This is a genomic window from Brevundimonas sp. (genome assembly GCF_031082345.1).
In the GTDB taxonomy this organism is placed as follows: domain Bacteria; phylum Pseudomonadota; class Alphaproteobacteria; order Caulobacterales; family Caulobacteraceae; genus Brevundimonas.
On the sequence record NZ_JAVHLH010000123.1, the window covers coordinates 2,552 to 8,257 of the forward strand.

General features: G+C 61.2%; 8 protein-coding genes. 3 read left to right on the forward strand and 5 right to left on the reverse strand.

What is annotated here, in order from left to right:
* The coding region (locus tag RDU12_RS09225) for a hypothetical protein (protein WP_308684489.1) at positions 1–183 on the reverse strand (183 nt) is incomplete at its 3' end.
* Position 184: 1 nt separating this feature from the next.
* Positions 185–694: a hypothetical protein gene (locus RDU12_RS09230; protein ID WP_308684490.1), complete on the reverse strand. Its 510-nt coding sequence runs from the start codon at positions 692–694 to the stop codon at positions 185–187.
* 107 nt (positions 695–801) lie between these two features.
* Here RDU12_RS09230 and RDU12_RS09235 point away from each other — a divergent pair, with 107 nt between their 5' ends.
* The 3 genes from RDU12_RS09235 to RDU12_RS09245 all read left to right on the forward strand — a co-directional run bounded on the left by RDU12_RS09235 (position 802) and on the right by RDU12_RS09245 (position 2,602).
* Entirely contained in the window at positions 802–1,296 is a 495-nt protein-coding gene (locus RDU12_RS09235) for a hypothetical protein (protein ID WP_308684491.1), read from the forward strand.
* 149 nt (positions 1,297–1,445) lie between these two features.
* Positions 1,446–1,919 (forward strand): hypothetical protein, encoded by a 474-nt coding sequence (locus RDU12_RS09240; protein WP_308684492.1) that lies wholly within the window; start codon positions 1,446–1,448, stop codon positions 1,917–1,919.
* A 311-nt stretch (positions 1,920–2,230) separates the two neighbouring features.
* Positions 2,231–2,602, forward strand: a complete 372-nt coding sequence (locus RDU12_RS09245) for a hypothetical protein (protein ID WP_308684493.1) — start codon at positions 2,231–2,233, stop codon at positions 2,600–2,602.
* Between the two features lie 163 nt (positions 2,603–2,765).
* On the opposite strand, the gene RDU12_RS09250 is transcribed toward RDU12_RS09245, so the two are convergent.
* The 3 genes from RDU12_RS09250 to RDU12_RS09260 form a co-directional block, all read right to left on the reverse strand.
* Complete coding sequence (locus RDU12_RS09250) at positions 2,766–3,665, reverse strand: DUF4238 domain-containing protein (protein ID WP_308684494.1); 900 nt, start codon at positions 3,663–3,665, stop codon at positions 2,766–2,768.
* Between the two features lie 17 nt (positions 3,666–3,682).
* Positions 3,683–4,450 carry a hypothetical protein gene (locus tag RDU12_RS09255; protein WP_308684495.1) on the reverse strand — a complete coding sequence of 256 codons (768 nt, stop codon included), beginning with the start codon at positions 4,448–4,450 and terminating at the stop codon, positions 3,683–3,685.
* Positions 4,450–5,706 (reverse strand): ThiF family adenylyltransferase (locus RDU12_RS09260; protein ID WP_308684496.1); only part of this gene is annotated, 1,257 nt, incomplete at its 5' end. The genes RDU12_RS09260 and RDU12_RS09255, both read right to left, overlap by 1 nt.

Sequence of the window (5,706 nt, forward strand, 5' to 3'; positions counted from 1 at the left end):
GTATAGAACGTCGAGATCGTGGAGCGGCGTGATAGCTGTGTACCTTGGGTAAGAGCCGATCTGCAGGCAGTTCGCCTCTCCGAGCACATCCCGAACCGACGTATAGACGCGGGTTACAAACTGTCGCTCGTTCTCTGTCGGGGACAGGTGCTTCTGCGCATATCGGCGCAGGAGCGCATTCACCTCATTCCTTCGCATAGCTGGTGGTCATGATCGAAGTGACGAGGTCGTTCAAAAGGCGCCCGCGGAAATTCGTAACTGCGCTGTGACGCCGGCCATCGAGTTGCGCCATCTGCTCGTCCGGAATCCGGCCCTGGTCGTACGGTTGATACACAACCAGCGCGCATTTCGGTCCTTTGCGCCTCATAATCTCATCGAGGTGCTCGCTCCAATCCGGCCAGTACATGAGGAAAACAGAGGCCCCGTGAGAGTCGTCAATCTCTCGAATGGACGAAACAAGAAGCAGGTTCTTTTCCCTGAAAAGCTTCGACTCCACGAGGAGCTGGCGCAGACTTGTGAGATTGTCGTCAGAGGCGAAGATTGCGATCTTCCGATGCGCTAGGCCATTACCCAAGCGATATAGAATTGGCGCAATACCTGATCCCCACAGAAACAGTCCGTAGATCATGCCGATGGCTAGAACTACGAATTCAACCACCCCAACCCAGAAAAAGAATGCCTGAGCAGTTTCCATGCTGAAATCATACGCCCCCGATTCACCTACGCAACCTCCGGCATCGAGAACCTTCTCGCGGAGCCGGACGTGGACGCGGGCCTTCGTAGGGATTGATCGGAGACACTATGCTCAAACCGCTGGAAACCCTGTTGGAGCGGGACAATCGGTTTGCGCTCTTGGTGGTGCCTGAGGCGGGCGGCTTTCGGCGGATGACCCTGGCCGATCACTACGGGATGGTCGCGGCGGTCAACATCGGCCGGTCAGCGCCGGATGAGGTGCAGACGATGTTCAGCCGCGCGCAGCACGCATTGATCTACGCTTGGTTCGACTACGAGCTTTCGGCTGTGGCCGAATTTCAAGTGCTGGCTACGGTGGAGCTCGCATTGCGCGAACGGCTCCAACCGGCTCCAACGATGATGCTCAAGGCGTTGGTGAAACTCGCCGTTGCCCAAGGTTTGGTCCCGCCAAAGGTCGGGGATTTTCCTGCGGAGATTTGGTTTTCCGGGATCCGCAACCGTTGGGCTCACGGCAGCGCCAACTTCGGAACGCCAAGCATGACACTAACGGTAATCGAAGTCTGCGCTGACCTTATCCGACGCCTGTATCCACCTCAGCCCTGACCCACAGAGGGGTGACCGCAAGGGCCCGTTTGTTGACCCACCCATAAATCAACGGACCACAGCCCGATTGTAGTGGAGAATAAGGCCACCTTAACATGCACTGGAGAGTGTATCGTCGCGCGATCAAGCGCAGTCGAAAGGGCTTCTAAGTGGCGCTTCCAATCTCCGATATCGTCATTGGCCAATGCTATCGTACCGCCGCGGGTCAAGAGCGGCGGGTCCTTAACATCTTCGGTGCCGACAACGCCAAGCGTGTGCGGTACTACTCCCGCGGCGGCAATGTTGATGGAGCTTGGGGCTGGCCCGGCACCAAGGCGAACCCGCCGACCTTAGAGGCATTTGCAGAGGCGTTGGATAAGAAGATCGATTGCCCTGTTGCCGCACCTCCACCCGGCTTTGACATCCAGGGCCTTCGAACCGGCAAGAAGCGCCACGACTTGGACAGGACCAAGTATCCCTATTCAAAAGATGGTCGTGTCACCTTTAGCGTTACGTCAGAAACGGCCAGCATTGTGGATGGCGACGCCATCTTCGACGGCCGCCATCCGAACGATACAATTTGGATTGTGAGCAGCGCCGAAACCAACGGTAACGTCATCCAGATGGAGCTTCAGCCCCTCTAAGTTGGTCGCTCCCCCGGCCGCGGCTGCCTCTTGTGGGGTGGCCTCGGACTCTACAATGCGCGGGTGCCTCTCCTCAGCACAGAGGGTCCAGCCTTTACCGCGCAAAATCGGCGATGCGCCAAGAGCGGACTCTGGGATGAGAGCGAATAGTAGACCCTCTAACGCCCTACCGGGTTCTGTTGGCCTTTCCGGGAGTGCTATGACCGCCTCCGACTGAGGACACGGCGTGCCGATAGCTTGCAGGCGCTCAAGTTAGGGCTGTAGGACGTGTCCGGCTGTACCTATCGCTGCCGCTCAATATCAGGATGACAATGGCCAGTTCACCGGTCCGCATCGAGGTCGAGCGCGACCCGAAAGACAATCTTCGATTCTACGCGACGTTCCCCGACTCAGATTTGGCAAAACTGTCGGTCCGCTCGCTCAATCTGGACATTGCTGACGCGGAAAAGCTTCTGAGAGATGTGAGGAAGCGTCGGGCAACTGACGGCGGCAAAATCGTGATGAACGGGCAAATCGGAAAGTGGTTGAAAACCAACGCCGCTTCGAATGTGACAGCGAAAGAACATTCCATTAGCCGCAAAAAAGCTGGGACGACGCCGGCGCACTGGCGAGTCGGACTGGTGATCACGTTTGCAAATGCGGCACTCGCGCAGGCTTTCGCAGCGGCCTGTAAGATCCCTTAGGTCCGGGCGCATTTGCGCCAGAAGCGGAAGTCGGCACCGCACCGCAAAGCAGACATCGAAGTGGTCCGGTCGATGAAATAGTGCGCTAGGCTATCACGCGGTTCGTTCTTTCGACTGTGAGCGCCCAGTGTCCGACGCCAGCGGCCCGAGAGGGGCCTGCGTATCATCTTCCTTTGGAAGCTGATAGCAGCCGGTCTTCGTCAGCGACGAGTTCGGCGCATACCTCGTGAGGATCACGATGGCAGAACATGTGCTCCATAGCGTGCCGCCAGACGAGCAAGTTCTGGGCGGCGGCGTTGTCATCCGGCAACTCGTAATACACTCCGTCCGGCTCACCATGTTGATTGTCGAGGATCAGCATTCGGGTGGGGCTAATCGGAAACGAGATCACCGTCTCCGGATCGTTGATGCCCCGAAACTCCAGTGAAGGATGAGTGATCGTCACCGGGTTGTCCGAGGTGATGAACACCGGCTTGTCCGACGCCAGCATGACCATCCGCATGGAGAGTAGCTTCGGCGCGATGTCGCCTGCGCCCGCCACGTAGTCGTTCCAGGCGGCTTTCATCTCCTCATCGCCCGCATCGCGGAAGGCAGGCCAGTCGGACGGGTCAACCTCGTGCCTGGCGCTGCCGATCGTCACATGGATCGGCAGGCGCTCATGGCCTCGTAGGTCATCAACGAAGCGGCGGTGCAGCCGTTTCCAGCTCTCGAACTGGACCGGGTTCCGGGCGTAGGTCGTCGCGACGATCAAGGCCAGCATCTTGCGCACCGGCTCCCAGGTCAGGTCCGTCTCCCCGTCGCAAAGCACCTTCCACAACGGATGGCCGAACCATTGCTCGAGCTGGCCGAGTTTTCGCTCAACGGCGTCATCGCGGCGACCGTCGGCCTTGCGCGGTGCATAGAGGTAAAACCGCACCGCGACATTCTCGATGGGCTTCAGTTCCGGTTCGCCCTCGTTCTTGCTGTAGCGCCAGATCTTCTCCCCCGCCGCGTCAGCCGCGAAGGCGCTGAGATAGGATTGCGACAGCCAGTGACAGCGTTTCGTTATCTGCTGTTTGGGCATGCCGCGACCGAGATTTCCTATGCGCAGGGTGGCTTGTCGCACGCCGCCAGCAGGCGCCGGGCGTAGAGTTTGCCAGCCTCCAGCACCCAGCCGGCGCGGACCACGCACAACCAGCCAAGGAGCACGATCAGGCTCAGCCCGACCGCGCCGACCTGAACCGGCGTAAACGTCCGGAGGGCGGTCGCCAGCGACGCAAGTTGGAACGGACCGTTCGCCTGGTTGCGGACGACCACGACGAAGACCACGACCAGCAGACTGACCAGGCAGGCCATGATGCCGACAGGCTTGAGGCCGTAGAGGTTCCGACGGAAACCGTAGGACGTGTTTTCGTTGAGGACCAGAACGTGCGCCGGCCCACGACATTGTTCCATGAGCCACAGGACCGCCGAATCGTAGCGCTTGTCAGCGGCAGCCGGATCGGCGCGCTCTTCGTCGGCCGTGGGGAGCGGCTTGCCCAGCTTGCCGCCGAGATGCTGGTGATAGCGCGCCTTCACTTCGACATCGAGGCTCGCGTCGGCGTGACGCAGCACCTGCGTCGTGGGCATGACCTCCCAGGTTTTTAGAAGGTGCCTCTGCGCCCGCTGGCCTTGCGACCGGCTCAATTCCGCGAACAGATAAAGCAGACCGCAGGTGTTGATGATCGTGAGCACCGCCGCCCCGGCGTTGCTCGTCAGCAGGACCGGATGCCAGGCGAGCAGGGTCGCCAGACCGGGCAGCAGGGTCAGAAGCGCCGGATAGACCCGCGCCTTCAGATCGTAGCTGTCAAAGTTCTTTAGGAAATCCATCAAACCTCCCCCAGTCGGTCTAGTGGAAAACGCTGTTCCTCGACCACCAGACTGAACTCGTTGTCCCCGATGATCAGCATGATCGGCGGATAGCCTTCGACCGCCATCTGCGCCGCCATGAAACCGTAAAGACCGACATCGTCGGCGCTGGGCATGACGCCGTAGCCGGTCGGGTGGGAATGCCATTCGCCCGCATAGCGGAGCATTTGGAGCGTCCTCGTCTCCGCCTCGGCGACGGCTTCGGGCAAACCGTAGCTTCCGCGCACGAAGGAACCTCTGTCCTCCCGGCTGTCGATCGGCGTAGCCAGCGCATCGACCAGGTAGATGATCATGCGCGACGTGTCGAAGTCGCCAAGCAGCACGCCCCCGGTCTCGTCGGGCAGACGCTCCAGGCGGCGGGCGCTGATCGTGTCCAGCAGACCGGGCCGGACGAACACCGACCAACCGCCCGCCGTAAAGCGGTGCATCGGGCGCAGGTCGAGATCGAAGCTGCTCACTTCCAGCGTCCCGGGATCGGTCCGCCAGACCCTTGCCATCGCCCCTTCCCGCGTCACCGCCGCGCGCAGCGCCTTTGCGGCGATGCCCGCATTGATAGCGACATGCGCCTGTTCGATCCGACCGCTGAGGTCACGGCAGCTTTGGCCGTAGCGGACTTGGCCGGACCGATTCAGGTGACCGTCGAGCCGGGGGTCGGCCAGCACCGCCGCATAGTAGGACATCTCCAGCTCATCCAGCCGGACGGTGCGCGCCGCGTCTTCGAAAAGCACGACAAGGTCATGCCCGGTGGGGCTCAGGAACGCCGCTGCGCGACGCCCGCTCGCGTCATGATCGATCGCAAGGCCGCGCGACACCGCAACCGACGCCGCCAGATCAACGATGACGTCGGCATCCCTCAGCGCGGCCTCGTACCCTTCGGCGTCCGCGCCGCTCGGTTGCAGCACGTCGAGCGTGTAGGCCGCGGTTTCGGCCGGCGTGCTGAGGAAGGCGTTAGCCTGTCCGGCCACCGCCTGAGACTTGAAGAAGCCGACACCGTCGTCGTCGAAGAAGCCGTGGCGCGCGAGATTGTGGGGCAGAAGCAGATCGTGATCCGCGACACCGATGATCATTTCGCCCATGCGGACGAGATTGCCGACGACCTGGGAGCCCAGCGCGCCGCCGCCGATAGCCAGCATTTTCACCCCGCTCGGGCCGTCATAGCCGTTGAACTGCGCCGCCCGCTCGCGGGTGATGTTGGTCGATGTGCTCCAGAGCAGCAC